The following is a 16,593-nucleotide window of genomic DNA, read 5'->3' on the forward strand; positions in this document are numbered from 1 at the left end:
CATGCCTGTTTATAACCCTGGCATGTTTTAAATGCATATAACTTTACTATAGAAAAATAATGTATGATAAAAGTTGGTGAGTATAACGTGCTAAAAGTGTTGCGGGAAGTTGAGTTTGGTTTTTACCTTGATGATGGCGCAGAAGGAATTTTGCTGCCTAAAAGGTTCGTACCTGAAGGGCTCGCAGTTGGAGACGAGATAAAAGTTTTTGTATACCACGACTCTGAAGGAAGGTTGATTGCAACCACGCAAGAGCCAAAAGGTGTAGTGGGAGATATTGTAAAGCTGAAAGCTGTAACTGTTACAAACCAGGGCGCGTTCCTGGATTGGGGATTGATGAAAGACATCTTTGTGCCCAAGAGTAAACAACTAAGTGGAATGCGACAAGGTGCAGAATACCTTGTAAAAATCTACATCGACGAACAAACCGGAAGGGTTGCCGCAACTGAAAAAATCGAACCTTTTTTAAGCAACGAACACCTTACCGTTAAAGAGAATGACTCTGTTGATCTGATTGTTTACCGTCGTACTGATATCGGCTACCTCGTTATCATTAATAACATCCATACCGGTGTGTTGCACTTTAACGAGATCTACCAAAACATTGGAGGAGGCGACAAAATGAAAGGTTTTATAAAGACTATCAGGCCGGAAAATAAAATTGACGTTGTTGTTGGCAAGCAGGGATATGAGCGGGTAGAGGATGAGGCGGGAAAAATACTGCGACTTCTCAACGAGAATAACGGCTACCTGCCTTATCATGATAAATCGAAGCCGGAAGAGATTTATGACTTTTTTGGAATGAGCAAAAAATCATTCAAAATGGCGGTTGGGAGTCTCTTTAAGCAACAGAAAATTACCTTGGCAAAAACCGGGATTAAATTGCTGGAGAGTTAACGGGTGCATGTTTCTCGGGAAGGTAAATGATAAAGGTTGACCCTATGCCTACCTCGCTTTCAGCATGAATGGTGCCTTGATGTGTTTCTGCTATTTTTTTGCAAAGCGCAAGGCCAATACCCGTTCCTTCATACGACCTGTTATGCAAACGTTGAAAGACCTGGAAGATCTTGTCGTAATAGGCTTTTTCGAAACCAATGCCATTGTCGTTTATCATTATCTCAAAACCTTCCAGCTTTGGCTTGCAACAGATTCTTATCTCCGGGCGCTTTTCTGACTTTGTGTATTTAATACTATTGCTGATCAGGTTCTGAAACAATTGTGTCATCTGGATCGGAATAGCTTCGACCACCGGTAAAGCATCCGCTTTAATGATTGCATTTTTAGTCTCAATTATTATTTCCAGGTCGTCGAGCACTCCTTTTAAAATAGCATTAAGATCAGTTTCTACGAAAAGGTCGCTGTCCGTAGAAACGTTTGAGTAGGCTAATACAGCTTCTATCAAACTTTTCATTCTTCCCGCGGAAGAGTTGATTTTTTGAATGTAGCTGAAGGCATGCTCAGTTAAACCGTTATCATCTTTTTTTAATAATGCATCACTAAAGGTTAAAATCTTTCTTAGCGGTTCTTTAAGGTCGTGAGAAGTTAACCAGGCGTACTGCTCTAATTCTTTGTTTGATTTCTCAAGCTGATTCCGTTTGTTTTCAAGCTCTAACTCATTTTTCTTTTGTTTACTTATATCACGTAAAAAAGCAATGAAAAGATCTTTTCCGTTCTGAGTTGAATGGGAGACAGTCAAAGAGATATAAAATTGATCTCCGTTTTTATGCAATGCTGGAACTTCAACTGTTTGATTTAAAATTTTTGCCTGCTTCGTTAACATAAACCGGCTGACACCGCCGGTATGTGCTGCGCGCAATGCTGGAGGAACAATAATCTCCGTAATTTTTTTACCTATTGCTTCCTCTTTATGCCACCCAAAAATTTCTTCTGACTTTGGGTTCCACAAAATGATCGTATTGTCTTTGTCAATTACGATTACTCCATCAGGTGCATTTTCTATAATGTCGCGCAGGTTTTTTTCCTGGTCCGCTAGCCTGTGTAAGTAGAACTGTATTTGCTTTTCGTGGGTAAGGTTAGTGGTAATGTCATGGAGTAGGGCTGTAGAGTAATCCAATTCTCCATCTTTATACTTGTAGTTGATAGATCCCTCCACAGTAATCTCTTGGCCGTCCGCTTTTATAAAATTTATTCTTGTAGAAATTGAGGGTTGTTTTTCTTCAATTGCTTTTTGCCTGATAGCCTTGTAGTGCTCAGCCTCCTCTGGTTTTATGAAACCGAAAATATGCTTTCCTTCAAGTTCAATCGGCTTGTAACCCAACGTAGATAACCACGCATTATTTACATATAAAATGCGGCCGCTCGTATCAGCAATATGAATTAGGTCGCTGGCATTGTCGAAAAGGTTTCGGTATTTCTCATCACTTTCAAGTCTTTTTTTATACTCTTCTTTTGTTATTATGTCGAGTATTCCCAGCGCCATTTCTTGCACCTGTTTGTAAAACAAATCAATTTCACTAAAAACCTGTGTAGCTACTGCAACTTCAGTAGTATAATATGGAAGGAAAGATTGAAAAGAAAGTTTTTGCGCAGAGTAGATGAGGGTAATATCCTTTAGCGAAATAGCGTCCCTTGGAATATTAGGAATGAGGTTTAGCTTCCACTGCCTCAAATTTTCTTTAACATCATCAATTGCATTGCCATTTTCAATGCCCTTCAGTAGCCTGACAATGCCTTCTCTCGCAGCCGCCATCAATTGCTCATCAGACAGGTGCGAAAAGAATTGCAGCAGGGGAACCTTGTTTGTATGGATGTTTATTAAATAAGCAGAAACGAAGTCTTCAAGCTTATTCTGAAACACAAAACTTGCATAATCCTTCAGATAGAGGCTTTTGTATTCGTCGGGTGTTTCGTTTGGCAGCATTCTCCTGTTAATGGTTGGCTTGGTGACAGCCTTTTAGTAGTTACGGCATAATTAGATGAAAAAGTTCGAACGGGCGTAACTTATATTGCGAAAGTTTTTAAAAAACAGAAATATAAAACCTTGCGATGTAGTTCTCGCGCTAGACATTGAAAAAAATCAGGCCAATAATAAAGTGGACAGGTGGGAAGTATAATGAGTTTTCTATGTTCTCCGCTTACCTGCCAAGGTTTGAACGATATTACGAGCCTTTTTTTGGAGGAGGAGGAACTTTTTTTGCCCTGCAACCTGCAACAAAAGCTTTTATAAATGATAAGAGTGCCGACCTGATCAACTTCTACCGGCTGCATGACTCTTCTTCTCTAAGAATAGAGTTGATGAAATATGCGGACTTGTGGGAGGCCACTGGCCATATAGCCGCTAGCTTAATTTCTTCAATCCTGCCTTTATATAAAAGCTTTATTCAGGGTGAAATTGATCAAAGCTCTTTTTATGAGTCTGTTCCTAATCATATAATGAAGCGATACAAAAAGGAAAAGACGTTGTTAGACGAGTCTTTCATTGTTGATCGTGACAAGTTCCTGGCTATGCTAATTCACTCCGTGCAGGATAAGGGCAAAAGGCTAAAAAAGATTGCCTCTCAACGTGAAAAGGATTTTGATGAACTTGAACTAGCAGCTCATATTGAAACCGCAATTAAAAGCGGCCTTTACTTATTCCTAAGACATTTAACCAATCTGAACTTTGCAGGATCATTGCAATTGAGCGAAGCAAAAGCAGCAGCGAACTGGTACTTTGTAAGAGAGTTTTGCTACGCGTCAATGTTTAGGTATAGCCGAAAAGGAAATTTTAATATTCCTTATGGCGGCATTGCGTATAACAAAAAAAACTTCAGGCAAAAGGTAGAAAACATATTTTCTGATGAGGTGAAAAGCTTGTTTGCTAATGCGTCTTTTTATAACCTCGACTTCGAAGATTTCCTACATGTAACAGGACCTTCCATAAATGATTTTATTTTTCTTGATCCGCCATACGATTCGGAATTTTCTGAGTATGATCAGAATGTTTTTAGCAAATCCGATCAGCAAAGGTTAAGAGATACATTATTAAAAACTGCTGCTAAATGGATGCTGGTCATAAAGGAAACAGATTTTATCCGCTCGCTGTATAATTCACCTGAGTGTAGGTTTATTGAGTTTGATAAAAAGTATACTTATAACGTCAGAGGTCGAAATAACCGGGAGACAAAGCATTTGATAATTGTAAATTATTAGCGATATCCATTTCGGGATGGACACAAGAAGTGATGCTGTCGTTGATTAACGAATAAACAGTACAAGAGTGCGACGCAACGAAAGTTCATAGATATTCTTTGCCTGCTACCCACAACCTTACTTTAAACAAAACTGGACAACTTTTAAGAGTTGTCCATGTTTTATTTCATCTTGTCTTTTGTTTCTTACTTCTATTCTATTGTAGCAATATCTCCTGCCTCGATGTACCGTTTAAAACCTTTAACGTCTTTGATAATCATCTTTTTTACCACAGGGTTTAACAGCGATGCAAGGCCTTCACCTACATCTCCGAAAGGAGCGCGATAGGTGATGACTACATGCAATTCTGTTCCGTAGCCGTTTATATCTCTAAACTCAACTTTTCCTGCATTGTGAATAGTCGCTCCGGGGAGAGAATTCCAACCAAGTAGTTCGCCTTCTATTTCTTTTACGATCTCGGCGTCCCACTCAATTGTACCCAGGTGTCCGGGTACTTTTGCTTTCCAGTGCGAACGCTTGTCATCCAATACTTCTACCTGCTCAAGATGTTGCATAAACAGGGGAAGGTTGCTTAGCTTCCTCCAAAAATTATACACTTCCATCCTTGGCCGATTGACCGTAACCTTTGTAATGATATTTATATTTTTCACCGTGTCGGGAAGTTTACGTTTGCCGGCAAGGCTATAGAAACTATCGTGACCGGTGGCTCCCCGGGCAAGAAGATAGAGGCCACCTAAAGCAGCCGGCAGCTGAAGCTTTTTCTTGTCACTTGTAATTGACTGGTAAATCAACAGCGAGCCGCCAATGATGGACGCTATCCGCTCGATCTTACCGACGTTAACCGACAGCTTTGCACCTGTCTCAGAATTTGTATTCATGTTGAGAATTTTAATTTTGGTGATCAAAAAAATGACTTGTTTGATAAGGGGAGTTGATATTGGCTAAATTACAATCTCCTGCTTTGTTCGTTGAAACTGTAGATATTTTTGAACATCCACTTATTTCAATTTATTTGAGTCGTCGCCTGGCGTCATCATAGAGGTGCTGTCGAAATTTGTCAGGCGTGTGCTGTCGATGGCGCCCTCACCACTGCTATTTTTCTCATCCATACCACCTTTGTCATCATTGGGTCCGCCACAGCTGTAAATCGTGAAGCATGCTGCGACTAATAAAGCCAACGCTCCTTTCTGTATAAGTTTCATAAAACGAATGATTTAGATTTAGGAATAGAGAAAAAAATCATTCCAAGAAATGTTAGCGAAAGGGTTAAAATGAAAACGACCGCAAAGTGCGGCCGTTCAACAAAATTTTTTCAATTATAGTAAGCGTATAGTTATAGCGAGAAATCGGCCTTTAGTTGACAGGCTACTTTTTTAATGACAGTATCAACGTTTAAGGCAAGCCTTTTAATGGTTTCTGTATTTACCCTATTTTTTGCATCTACTTCTATAGCACGTATGTCCTTAATGATAAGATGCATATTCAGGCTATCAATAGTAGATTTTAGTTTGTGAGCCAGTTTAGAAGCCTTATCCCACTCGCCTGCTTTGGTTGCCTCCACCATTTCTGTACTAGTTGCCGGTATGGTATCGAGGTAAATCTTAGCAAGGGCAGCAAGAAAATCTGTGTTGCCTGCGGCTATCTCTTCCAGTTGTTTTAGATCGTATAAATTTCCTGTAGGCCTATTCTCTGTTACCACTTCATTTTCGTGCTTTTGATAGAGCACCTTTCTTCCAAATGAACCTTCTTTACGCAGCACTCGTTCAATCACTTCGTATAGATCACCTTCTTTAAAAGGTTTGGTTAGAAAATCATCCATACCTGCGGCCACGTATTTTTTTTCTTCACCTTTTAAAGCGTTGGCCGTAAGTGCGATGATCGGAATATTTTTCTTTTTGAGATCCGTTAAGTTTCGTATTTCAGTTGCAGCTTCTATTCCGCTTTTTTCCGGCATTTGTATATCCATCAGAACCAAATCGAAATCCTCATAAGCTAAAAATTCTATCACCTCGTTGCCCGTAGCCGCCACTTTAGTTTCCATTCCCCAATATCTCAAAATGCCTTTCGCAAGCAGCTGGTTCACTTCATTGTCTTCGGCGAGCAAAACCTTTAGCTTTCCAAGAGATATGATATGTTGATGGTCAATTGTTGAATAAGTTTTTGTCATTATTGTGTCCGTGTTCTTTTAATTAATTCATGAAGCTTGCTTCAAATGAATATTTCTTATTTACAAAAACTTCTTTGTTTTGAATCATGCGATAGATAGTTGATTTACCTACGTCTAATTTTCGTGCGACTTTTAAAACATCATAGTTATACTTATCGAGATAAAACTGAATAAATTTAATGGTAAACTCTTTAAGCGTTATTTCTTTCAACATAAAATCGCTGATCATATTTTGCGATACCACGTTTAGATGCTCTGCCTCGATTTCTTTTTCCTCAGCCATTACGCAGGCAAGATCAATCACCGATTTAAGTTCACGCACATTGCCCGGGAACGCATGACCCATCAACTTTTTCTTTGCGTCGGTTGACAAGTTCTTTCTGGGTAGAGTATTCTCTTTGCAGAAGTTGTCCATGAAGTGCTTTGCAATAATCAACACGTCATTTTCTCTTTCCCTTAAAGGAGGAAGGTGAATGGGAAGGCCTAAAATACGATAGTATAAATCTTCTCTAAATGTTCCGTTTTTAACCATTTCAAGCAGGTTTCTATGCGTAGCCACAATGATGCGGACATCTATTTTAACTACTTCATTACTACCTACTCTTACAATTTCTTTTTCCTGCAATGCCCTTAATAATTTGGCTTGCATGTTTATGTCCATTTCTCCAATCTCATCCAAAAACAATGTGCCCTTTGAGGCTTCTTCAAACTTGCCAATACGGCGAGCTATGGCTCCGGTAAAGGCACCTTTTTCGTGGCCGAATAATTCGCTTTCCAACAAATCCCGGGGGATAGCTGCAAGGTTTACCGCTACGAATGCAAGATTTTTACGGGGAGAATTATAGTGTATGGATTTTGCCACCAGTTCTTTACCTGTTCCTGTTTCGCCCGTAACCGAAACTGTAATGTTCGTTCGGGCCGCCTTTTCCATCATGCTAAAAACCCGCTGAATAACCGGGCTGCTACCTATAATGGCATTGCTAAAATCGTATTTTCTTGTTACCTCTTCTTTAAGCGTTTCTATTTCCTGCTTTAGCTCTATATTTTCGCGAAGGTTAATAATAGTATTCCAAAGTTTGTCCTTTGCATCCTCATCTTTTACAATGTAGTCGTTAGCGCCTTTCTTAAGAAGGTCGAGTGCGACCTTTACATTTTCCTGCCCACTGATAATAATAACTTTCGTATCGGGGCTTGTATCTTTAATCTGCTTCAAAAGCTTATCCCCGTTCATGTCGGGTAAAGAATAGTCAAGCGTTACGACATCCGGTTTCTCGTGCAGTCTGGATAAGAAGGATTTGGCTGTATCGAATTTTTGGATGACATAGTCTGGATTAAGTGACAGGTAATACTCCAGCATGGAGCTATACCATAGATCATCCTCTACGATAAAAACCTTAAAGGTCTTTTGGTTTTTCATATATTCCTTAAAACGAAAATATTTTTAAGGTATTGTTTATCATTTGCCATTATGGGAAAAATAGTCATTCTGAGAGTATGTGTTTTTAACGGAAACTGAATTCTTGTCATGAAAAGATCTAAACCTCTGGCACTGTACTTTCCCATATTGTGACTAAACTTGACTGTAATGGCTATTTTTGTTTTATAATTGTTGGTTTATGCAAGTGAATGATGAATTAGTAGATCAGCTGTCGACATTGGCGCGACTGACTTTTAAGCCTGAAGAAAAAGAAGGAATAAAAACCGATCTTCAAAAAATGATCTCGTTCATTGAGAAATTGAATGAGCTGGATACCACAGGTGTAGAGCCGCTGTTATTTATGAGCGATGAGGTGAATGTATTAAGAGAGGACGAGGTGAAGGGTTCTATTACAAGGGAGGAGGGATTGCTGAACGCACCTCTACGTGATGACAAATTTTTTAAAGTTCCAAAGGTGATCAGGAAGTAACGGTACAGCGAGGAAGTAGTTGAGGACAAAGGAGATTAGGAAGTTTTATGTGCCCTGGCTATTAGATCCCTATGTAACATTGTTGCGTCGCACACTTTTACCTTATTTTAAAATTGAGCAAGTATTTAATTAAACTAAGAGCCGCCTGAAGTAGATTGTTGAGAGACAAAAATTGATTGAGGACTTAGGCATAATATCACAATACCATTTCTTACCTATGAGTTTGATTATACATCTGGATAATATCAGGAAAAGTTACTTCATGGGCAACCAGGCTATTCCGGTTTTAAAAGGTATTAACCTTGATATCTTCAAGAATGAATATGTAGCATTGATGGGACCGTCCGGTTCCGGAAAAAGTACTTTGATGAATATCTTAGGATGTCTTGATAGTCCAACTGCAGGCTCGTATATCTTAAACTCGAAGGATGTGAGTAAAATGCCTGATAATGACCTGGCTGAAGTGAGAAATAAAGATATCGGATTTGTGTTTCAACAATTTAACCTCTTACCACGTTTAAATGCAGCGGAGAATGTAGCATTGCCACTGGTTTATGCAGGCATTCCGAAAAAAGAAAGAATAGAGAGGGCAATGGAGGTGTTGGCTAAAGTCGGTTTGGCTGAAAGAAGTCATCATAAGCCAAACGAAATGAGCGGCGGACAAATTCAACGGGTGGCCATTGCACGTGCTTTAATAAACAACCCTGCGATCATACTTGCCGATGAGCCAACAGGTAACCTTGATAGTAAGACGTCTGTTGAAGTGATGGATATTTTTGACAAAATACAACAGGCAGGTAATACTGTCATTTTGGTTACACACGAAGAAGACATTGCGAAGTATGCTAAGCGGATAGTAAGGCTGAGAGACGGTGTTATTGAAAGCGACACTACAAAAAGCACTCATCTTGCAAGCGAAGCCGTACCTCTGTAGCCCTAGTTTTTTCCCTTTCTAATTACAATAAACAGTACAAGTGTGCGACGCAACAATTGCTGCATTATCATCTAATGTTGGCTAGCCACTAAGACTATTTGCGGCAGCGTCATCAAAACAAAAAATAATGGCTATTAAGATTTATACTAAGACAGGCGATAGGGGTAAAACCTCACTTATAGGAGGAACTAAAGTGCCAAAAAGCAATATCCGTATAGACAGTTACGGCACGGTCGATGAGCTCAACTCGTTTATAGGTCTTGTAAATGATTACCTCGAAGACAGCCAATTGAAATCGTTATTAAAAGAGATACAGGACAGGTTGTTTACCATAGGATCTTCTCTCGCGTGCGACCCCGAAAAAGAGCCGCTGATGAAAATCCCCGATTTAAAAGAAGAGGATGTCTTGTTGCTGGAGGAAGAAATGGATAAGATGAACGAGGTCTTGCCTGTGATGAAAAACTTTATTATTCCCGGCGGTCATGTGGCTGTTTCAACTGCACATATTGCCCGATGTGTTTGTCGAAGAGCAGAGCGACTATGCGTACAAATAATGGAAGCGGGAAGTTTTATTGATCCGTTGGTTATTAAATATCTCAACCGCCTTAGTGATTTTCTTTTCGTTCTGGCCAGGTATATCGGCCATATTCTACATATTGAAGAAATTGCCTGGAAAGCTCGAATGTAAAAAGGGTGATTGGGTCATTGTTGCTGCGAAAATAACAGATCAAATAATCGTTGCTTCTTCGCCTACCGCATCAATTATTTTTCCATCCTTCATATGAATGGTTCGATCACTGACTGCTGCCAGTTCTTCGTTATGCGTAACTATCAAAAAAGTCTGGTTGAACTGAGTTCGGAGCTGTATAAATAACTCGTGTAGCTCTTTGGCATTTTTGCTATCAAGGTTGCCCGTAGGCTCATCAGCAAAAATGATCTGAGGATTGTTTATAAGCGCTCTTGCGATTGCCACACGCTGTTGCTCTCCGCCACTAAGTTGTTGTGGCTTGTTTTCTAACCGGCCTTTTAAGTGTAGTGTTTCTAAAAGCTGAACCGCTCGTTCGGTTACTTCTTTTTTCCTTTTACCTGCAATCCAGGCAGGGATACAAACATTCTCAAGCGCATTAAATTCAGGTAGCAGGTGGTGAAACTGGAATACAAAACCAATGTGCTCGTTGCGAAACCTCGCAAGGGGTTTACCTCTTAGAGTATCCACCCGCTGGTCTTCAAGATAAATCTCTCCCTTGTCAGCGCTGTCCAAAGTACCCAGTATGTGCAGCAGTGTACTTTTGCCTGCGCCGGATGAGCCAACAATGCTTACTATTTCTCCTTTAACTATGGTAAGATCGACCCCTTTTAAAACCTCTAATGTTCCGTACTTCTTAAAAATATTTTTTGCTACCAGCATGCAACATTCGTATATGAAAGATTATCAATTATATACAAACCTACATGTTACAATGCTAGAGCTGCACTTTCAACCCAAATTTTAATATAACATGCCTTTGCAGAAGGTTGATTTGGTTATATCAGATATACCCCTACATTTGCAAAAATTTAAAACACATTAAAGATGTTTTGGACACTTGAATTAGCCAGTTACCTGGAAGAAGCACCATGGCCTGCGACAAAAGATGAGCTTATTGATTATTCAATTCGTTCAGGTGCACCTATTGAAGTGGTTGAAAACTTGCAGGAGTTAGATGATGAAGGGGAAGTGTACGAGAGCATTGAAGACATTTGGCCAGACTACCCCAGCCAGGATGACTTCATGTTTAATGAAGATGAATATTAAGACAGCTCTTTCAAAAAAGACATATTATAACAAAAAGGCCATCTGAAAGATGGCTTTTTTGTTGGCTTTACGGCTGTGTTTGCAACGAGTACTACTCCGTTCTTAAATTCTTTATAGGATTAGAAATGGCAGCCTTTATTGCCTGGAAACTAACAGTGATCAATGCGATGATTAATGATGCAGCACCTGCAATAATAAAGATCCACCAACTAATGTCTATGCGGTATACAAAGTCCTGCAACCATTGGTGCATCAGGTACCATGCTATCGGAGTTGCTATTACAAACGCTATAGTTATTAGAACGATAAATTCTTTTGAGAACAGGTAGATGACATTTTGAACTGTTGCTCCAAGTACTTTTCTGATGCCTACTTCTTTCAATCTTTGTACAGCCATAAATGAGGCTAGCCCATACAGTCCAAGGCAACTTAAGAAGATAGCTATCGCAGCAAAGATCTTATAGAGTTGAGAGAGCTGTTTCTCCTTCTGGTAAAAGTTCGCAATACTTTCGTCTAAAAATTTGTATTCAAAAACATAATCAGGATAGGTAGTTGTCCATAAGTTTTCAATGAAAGCAATGGTTTCATGAATGTTTTTTTGTTGCGCCTTAATATTAATGGTTCGGTAGGTACGTTTGTAATTTCCCATCATGATAGGGTCTATTGCCGACTGCAGTGATTGAGAGTGGAAGTCTTTTACAACACCGACGATGGGTGCTTTTACCTGCCCATCCCACATGTCAATTTCTTTATTAATCGCTTCCTGAGGATTGGTTATACCCAGTCTTTTTAACAGCTCTTCATTTACAATTATTTCATTTGTAGTATCGCCCCTAGTATAATTTCTACCCGCCACCAATTCGAGCTTATAAGTGTTGATGTAATCAGCATCTGCCCATTTAAGGTTTGCACCAAAATCACTGTTTTTTAGAGAATGATCAAATTTAAAATCCGAGAACCAGTTACCCTGGTTAGTTGGAGGCGTAAAGCTGAAGCTTACATTTCGTATTTCAGGGTTTTTCATTAAAGCAATTTTTAGATAGTCTATTTTGCTTCTGCCTACGCTATCCGTTGGAATAGGCACCGTTAACATCGCTTCTTTATCAAAACCCATGGAAGCATTTTGGAAGTAGTTCATCTGCTTTACGATGATCAGAGTACCAATTATCAATCCTTGCGCAATGATGAATTGCGTTACTACCAAAGACCTTCTCAGAGAAATCCCTTTCGTGCTTTTGGCAATCAACTTACTTTTTAATGCTGTAACAGGATTAAATCCGGATAAAACAATGGATGGATAAAAACCGGCCAGAATAGTCACTGCAACCGTAGTGACTAACAGGAAAATAAGTATGGAAGGATTTTGTACAATATTAAAAGATAGGGGTAGAACTAACAAAGACTTAACGTACGGTAGCGCAAGAACGACAATCAACACTGCGACGATGACGGCGCCTAAAGTGATAAATGTTGTTTCACTTAGAAATTGCAGTCCCAGTTGTTTGCGGTTGCTTCCCATTACTTTGCGGATGCTCACCTCTTTTGCCCGGTTAACTGATTGCGCTGTTGAAAGGTTTATGAAGTTTACGCAGGCAATTAGCAAAATGAATAATGCGATCAGCTTTAGTGTATTGATGAGCTCTTTTGATATCGTTCTTCCAATAAAATTACCTGCATCTGCATCGTAATGCACTTCTTTAATTGACTGCAATAGTTGACCTGTTACAGCAACTCTTTCTGCCGGTCGGTACTTCTTAACAAAACCAGGAAAAAATTTATTGAAGCTTGCAGGGGTTATGTTATCCGGCATTAAAACATAACACCCATGATTACTACTTACAGAAACCCAATCGGTAGAGTTACTGTTAGAAAACGTTTTGTATGAGATCACGGTTTTTAATTGGAAGTCTGAATTGGCAGGTGCATTATCAATGATGCCAACAACTTTCAATAGGTACCGGTTGTCTTTTTTAATCGTCTTACCAATTGCATTTTTCCATGAGCCAAAATATTTTTCTGCTGTTTCTTTTGTAAGTGCAATGTTGTTGGGTTCGCTTAACGATTTTGCTTCTCCATACAACCAGGGGAAATCGAAAATCTCAAAAAATTCTGGCTCTGTATAAAAGACGCCCTGCTCTTCCTTAAACTTTTTGACTGATTGTCCGTTGTCGACGATTGCAAACAACGAATTATTGTCGCTTGAAATAGCGGTCACTTTTTCCAGTTGCGGAAAGTCGCTTCTTAAAGTTTTCGGCAAGGGAAACGGAACGCCGGAACTATGACTAATGCCAGAGGGATCTTTAAATTCTGTAAGCACTCTATAGATGCGGTCTTTCTTCGTATGGAAATTATCGAAACTCGTTTCAAACTGTATGACCAGGAAGATCATCAGGCAGACGGCAATGCCTACACCTAATCCAAGCACATTAATCGTAGTGTAACTCTTGTTTCTTATAAGATTTCTGATAGCTGTTTTAAAATAGTTTTGGAACATATGAACTGCTTTAAGCTGTTAAGTTTTTTCTTATTTGATTAGCAAACAATCGTTTTTCATAGCATCATCGTTGTTTCACTCACTTGTACTAGTTGATTCAATTGGGGGCGGGACAGCCTCATCCTCCTTCTCCTTCTCCTTCTCCTGAAGGAGAAGGAGCGGTACCGTAGAACATTCTTAGACTTTATATCTACCACACCTTCTTTTTCATCTTTCATCGCGCTTACGATTTGCTTCTTGTCTTTGTGCTCCTTTGTGTTCTTTGTGTCTTTGTGGTTCAAAAAAGGTGAGCAAAGATTTTCAGTACAAGAGTGCGACGCAACAGGAGTTTCATCCTTTTTTAAAAGCTTGCTCCAAAAGCTCTTCTCCCTTTAGGGCGGAGGCTATTCCGTTCTTAAACTTCTAACCGGGTTCGATAAAGCTGCCCTTATTGCCTGGAAACTTATCGTTATGATTGCTATTAAAAACGCTAATATGGTTGTAGTTACAAAGACTTCCCAGCCGATGTTATCACGATAGGCAAAGTCTTGCAACCATTTATTCATCGCAAACCAGGCAATGGGTGAAGCAATGAGAACGGAAATAGCAACAAGCTGTAAGAAATCTTTCGACAACAATCCTACAATATTCAACACGGTTGCACCCAACACTTTTCTTACGCCAATCTCTTTGGTACGTTGTTCGGCACTAAACGTGGCAAGCCCAAACAAACCGAGGCAGGAAATGAGAATTGCAATGATGGTAAAATAGCTGACAATAGCAGCTAAGCGGTTTTCTGCATCATAATTCTTTTGGAAATCTTCATCGAGAAAACTGTATTCAAAAGGCTCATTTGGATTAAGTTTATGCCAGGTCGTTTCAATGGTCTTTAGCAGCGTAGAAATATCTGCAGCTTTTGCATGCACAACAAGATAATTGTACAACGGCGTATTGTTCAACTGGAAGGCATAAGGAGCAATCGGAACATGCAGATCCTGGAAATGGAAATCTTTTACCACTCCTACAATCGAAAAGTTGAAACTTCTGCCACGAAAATCGAAAAACACCTTGCTGCCAACGGCTTGTTGTGGAGATGAGAATCCTAGCTGTTTTACAGCTTCCTGGTTTACGATCAGGCTGTTGCTGGTATCGGCAGGAAAATCGGCAGAAAATAATCTTCCTGCAACAGGTCTTATATCCAGTGTTTGAAGAAAAGTTTCGTCTACTGCATTGGTATGTACAATCCTGGCGTCGCTTACTGTTTTGCCTTCTTTGTATAAACCAAAATCGCTTGGGTTCATGATGCCTGGATAGTATAGTGTTCCGCCGGCCTGCTGCACCTGTCGATTATTCCTGATATCATTTTTAAGTGAAGTATAAATGTTTTTTGCAATTGTGCTTCTGAGTGGAATTATGATTTCCTGGTCTTTTGCAAACCCAAGGTCTCTTGACCTCATGTATTTCATTTGGTTGCCGATAACGACCGAAGCGATGATAAGCACCACAGAAATTATAAACTGAAATACTACGAGTCCTTTTCTTAAAGCAACTGCTGATAATGTGTTGCTAAACCTGCCTTTTAGAACTTTAACCGGCTGAAAAGATGATAAATAAAAGGCCGGATAAATACCTGCAAAAAGTCCTGTTATAAATGCTAATACCAGGAACCCTGCAAGAATAAGCCAGTTGTCAGCAAAGCCAAGTGATAGATTTTTGCCTGAGATGTTTGAGAAAGCCGGCACTAAAAGTCTTGCAACAACAAGGGCCAGAACAAAGGCAATCAGGCTCATCAGCAATGACTCGCCAAGAAATTGTTTGATGAGCGATTTTCTTTCTGCGCCTAATACTTTGCGCACACCAACTTCAGCCGAGCGTTTGGAAGAACGGGCTGTAGAAAGGTTCATGAAGTTGATGCAGGCAATCATTAAAGTAAATACTGCAATCGATCCAAGAATGTATAGATAAGTCATACTACCCGAACCTGAAGCAGTATTGGTTAAACCAGAATGCAGGTGAATATCTTTAACAGGAATTAGAAATTGTTTCTTATAAAATCCCATCGCCTTCAGGTCTTTGCCAATGTATTTATCAACAAAAGCAGGAAACTTAGCTTCGAGCTTTTTTGCGTCTGTTCCTGGTTTTAGCAAAAAATAAGTGGCGAACATATTGTTCGACGCCATATCAGTTTGACGTGTTATAAACTGTTCCATACCGCCGCCTTTTATGGAAATGAAAAACTTTGCATCCAAATGCGATGGCTTTTTTGAAGGCTTGTACACACCGGTTACTTTGTAGTCAAACTCGCCGTTGGTGTTGCTGTTTACATGTATTATTTTGTTTAATGCAGGTTTGTCGCCGAAGAATTTTTTTGCAATTTCTTCATTTAGCACAATTGCTTTTGGCTCTGTTAATGCGGTTGCAGCATCGCCTTCAATAAAGTTGTAGGTAAATAATTTAAATAGGGTCGGGTCGGCCATGTAACCCTTTGTTTCATAAAAAGACCTGGCTTCGGTATTGTCCTGTTTGTATTGCAGCAACGTTTTGTCGTCGGCAAACAGCATCATCATTCTTGCCGTTTCAGCAATCTCAGGAAACTCCTGTTTCATTGCCTGCGCCATTGGAGCGGGGGTGTTCAACGTTCTTTCATCTTTGTCGCTCTTCACAAACACCGTTCCCACCTCATATAACTGGTTGATGTTTTTATGATGCTTATCGTAACTCAATTCATAGATTAGGTAAATGGTAATCAGCAAACAGCAGGTAAGACCAACAGATAATCCGAAAATATTAATGAAAGAAAAAACTTTGTTCTTCATTAAATTTCTCCAGGCGACTTTGATATAGTTTTGAAACATACGGTTATGTTTTTATTTCTTTAGGTTACCGACATTTTGTTTTCATAGCATCATCGTTGTGTCACTCACTTGTACTGGTTGATTCAAGTTCAGCGGGACAACCTCATCCTCCTTCTCCTTCTCCTGAAGGAGAAGGAGTGGTACTTTAGAATAATTTTAAACAATAGATCTACCACATTTTCTTTTTCATCTTTTTCGTCCTTCATCAGCGGATCGATTTGCTTCTTTTCTTTGTGCTCCTTTGTGTTCTTCGTGTCTTTGTGGCTCAAAAAATCCTTCGCTCTCATTTTCAAATTTTCGAATTGCGCCA

15 protein-coding genes are annotated in these 16,593 nt (G+C 39.6%); 6 read left to right on the top strand and 9 right to left on the bottom strand.

Going from position 1 to position 16,593, the window contains the following annotated elements:
- Positions 1-63 precede the first annotated feature (63 nt).
- Positions 64-897 (top strand): CvfB family protein, encoded by an 834-nt coding sequence (locus SAE01_RS08455; RefSeq protein ID WP_147203313.1) that lies wholly within the window; start codon positions 64-66, stop codon positions 895-897.
- Here SAE01_RS08455 and SAE01_RS08460 read toward each other — a convergent pair.
- On the bottom strand, positions 878-2,881 hold the full coding sequence (locus SAE01_RS08460) for a PAS domain-containing sensor histidine kinase (protein ID WP_147203314.1): 2,004 nt from the start codon (positions 2,879-2,881) through the stop codon (positions 878-880). The genes SAE01_RS08455 and SAE01_RS08460 overlap by 20 nt on opposite strands.
- A gap of 146 nt (positions 2,882-3,027) precedes the next feature.
- On the opposite strand from SAE01_RS08460, the gene SAE01_RS08465 reads away from it, so the two are divergent.
- Complete coding sequence (locus SAE01_RS08465; RefSeq protein WP_147203315.1) at positions 3,028-4,152, top strand: DNA adenine methylase; 1,125 nt, start codon at positions 3,028-3,030, stop codon at positions 4,150-4,152.
- 191 nt (positions 4,153-4,343) lie between these two features.
- Here SAE01_RS08465 and SAE01_RS08470 read toward each other — a convergent pair whose 3' ends face one another.
- The 4 genes from SAE01_RS08470 to SAE01_RS08485 form a co-directional block, all read right to left on the bottom strand.
- Entirely contained in the window at positions 4,344-5,030 is a 687-nt protein-coding gene (locus SAE01_RS08470; RefSeq protein ID WP_147203316.1) for an SRPBCC family protein, read from the bottom strand.
- A gap of 120 nt (positions 5,031-5,150) precedes the next feature.
- Positions 5,151-5,354, bottom strand: coding sequence for a hypothetical protein (locus tag SAE01_RS08475; protein WP_147203317.1), 204 nt, complete (start codon positions 5,352-5,354; stop codon positions 5,151-5,153).
- A gap of 131 nt (positions 5,355-5,485) precedes the next feature.
- Positions 5,486-6,319: a response regulator gene (locus SAE01_RS08480; protein WP_147203318.1), complete on the bottom strand. Its 834-nt coding sequence runs from the start codon at positions 6,317-6,319 to the stop codon at positions 5,486-5,488.
- 22 nt (positions 6,320-6,341) lie between these two features.
- Positions 6,342-7,736: a sigma-54-dependent transcriptional regulator gene (locus SAE01_RS08485; RefSeq protein WP_147203319.1), complete on the bottom strand. Its 1,395-nt coding sequence runs from the start codon at positions 7,734-7,736 to the stop codon at positions 6,342-6,344.
- A 199-nt stretch (positions 7,737-7,935) separates the two neighbouring features.
- On the opposite strand from SAE01_RS08485, the gene gatC reads away from it, so the two are divergent.
- The 3 genes from gatC (at position 7,936) to SAE01_RS08500 (ending at position 9,848) form a co-directional block, all read left to right on the top strand.
- Positions 7,936-8,226, top strand: a complete 291-nt coding sequence (gene gatC, locus SAE01_RS08490) for an Asp-tRNA(Asn)/Glu-tRNA(Gln) amidotransferase subunit GatC (RefSeq protein ID WP_147203320.1) — start codon at positions 7,936-7,938, stop codon at positions 8,224-8,226.
- 217 nt (positions 8,227-8,443) lie between these two features.
- On the top strand, positions 8,444-9,160 hold the full coding sequence (locus SAE01_RS08495; RefSeq protein ID WP_147203321.1) for an ABC transporter ATP-binding protein: 717 nt from the start codon (positions 8,444-8,446) through the stop codon (positions 9,158-9,160).
- A gap of 127 nt (positions 9,161-9,287) precedes the next feature.
- The gene (locus SAE01_RS08500; protein WP_174834607.1) at positions 9,288-9,848 is read left to right on the top strand and encodes a cob(I)yrinic acid a,c-diamide adenosyltransferase; all 561 of its coding nucleotides are present in this window, start codon (positions 9,288-9,290) and stop codon (positions 9,846-9,848) included.
- A 39-nt stretch (positions 9,849-9,887) separates the two neighbouring features.
- Here the strand turns inward: SAE01_RS08500 and SAE01_RS08505 are convergent, their stop codons facing one another.
- Positions 9,888-10,568, bottom strand: a complete 681-nt coding sequence (locus tag SAE01_RS08505; protein ID WP_147203322.1) for an ABC transporter ATP-binding protein — start codon at positions 10,566-10,568, stop codon at positions 9,888-9,890.
- Between the two features lie 165 nt (positions 10,569-10,733).
- Between SAE01_RS08505 and SAE01_RS08510 the strand changes: the two genes are divergently transcribed.
- On the top strand, positions 10,734-10,955 hold the full coding sequence (locus tag SAE01_RS08510; RefSeq protein ID WP_018611350.1) for a DUF2795 domain-containing protein: 222 nt from the start codon (positions 10,734-10,736) through the stop codon (positions 10,953-10,955).
- 91 nt (positions 10,956-11,046) lie between these two features.
- On the opposite strand, the gene SAE01_RS08515 is transcribed toward SAE01_RS08510, so the two are convergent.
- The 3 genes from SAE01_RS08515 to SAE01_RS08525 all read right to left on the bottom strand — a co-directional run bounded on the left by SAE01_RS08515 (position 11,047) and on the right by SAE01_RS08525 (position 16,570).
- Positions 11,047-13,449: an ABC transporter permease gene (locus tag SAE01_RS08515; RefSeq protein ID WP_147203323.1), complete on the bottom strand. Its 2,403-nt coding sequence runs from the start codon at positions 13,447-13,449 to the stop codon at positions 11,047-11,049.
- A gap of 383 nt (positions 13,450-13,832) precedes the next feature.
- A complete protein-coding gene (locus SAE01_RS08520) occupies positions 13,833-16,283 on the bottom strand; it encodes an ABC transporter permease (protein ID WP_147203324.1) in 2,451 nt (816 codons plus the stop codon).
- Positions 16,284-16,372: 89 nt separating this feature from the next.
- Positions 16,373-16,570, bottom strand: coding sequence for a hypothetical protein (locus tag SAE01_RS08525; RefSeq protein WP_147203325.1), 198 nt, complete (start codon positions 16,568-16,570; stop codon positions 16,373-16,375).
- Positions 16,571-16,593 lie beyond the last annotated feature (23 nt).

It is taken from the genome of Segetibacter aerophilus, from assembly GCF_007991655.1.
GTDB lineage: Bacteria > Bacteroidota > Bacteroidia > Chitinophagales > Chitinophagaceae > Segetibacter > Segetibacter aerophilus.